Annotated in this window: 1 rRNA gene; it reads left to right on the top strand. The window is 47.9% G+C overall.

Going from position 1 to position 587, the window contains the following annotated elements:
- Positions 1-182: 182 nt before the first annotated feature.
- A 16S ribosomal RNA gene (locus ACESZG_RS18930) occupies positions 183-587 on the top strand; the annotation flags it as partial.

Here is a 587-nt window from a genome sequence, read left to right on the forward strand (position 1 = left end):
TTGACACACAGGGATATGTGTTGTATTATATACGAGCGCTGATGAGAAACAAGGGCGCACGAAATAGAAATTTCGGTCTTTGAAAACTGAACAGGAAACGTCAATTATTTGAGAAAACAATATTCTCGGTATAACGATAACAAAAATGAAATTCAAACGCAAGTCATGCGTTAGAGCTAAATCAAATGGAGAGTTTGATCCTGGCTCAGGATGAACGCTGGCGGCATGCCTAATACATGCAAGTCGAACGAAGTTTCGAGGAAGCTTGCTTCCAAAGAGACTTAGTGGCGAACGGGTGAGTAACACGTAGGTAACCTGCCCATGTGTCCGGGATAACTGCTGGAAACGGTAGCTAAAACCGGATAGGTATACAGAGCGCATGCTCAGTATATTAAAGCGCCCATCAAGGCGTGAACATGGATGGACCTGCGGCGCATTAGCTAGTTGGTGAGGTAACGGCCCACCAAGGCGATGATGCGTAGCCGGCCTGAGAGGGTAAACGGCCACATTGGGACTGAGACACGGCCCAAACTCCTACGGGAGGCAGCAGTAGGGAATTTTCGTCAATGGGGGAAACCCTGAACGAG

It is taken from the genome of Blautia sp. Marseille-P2398 (assembly GCF_964240315.1).
Classification (GTDB): Bacteria; Bacillota; Clostridia; order Lachnospirales; family Lachnospiraceae; genus Blautia_A; species Blautia_A wexlerae.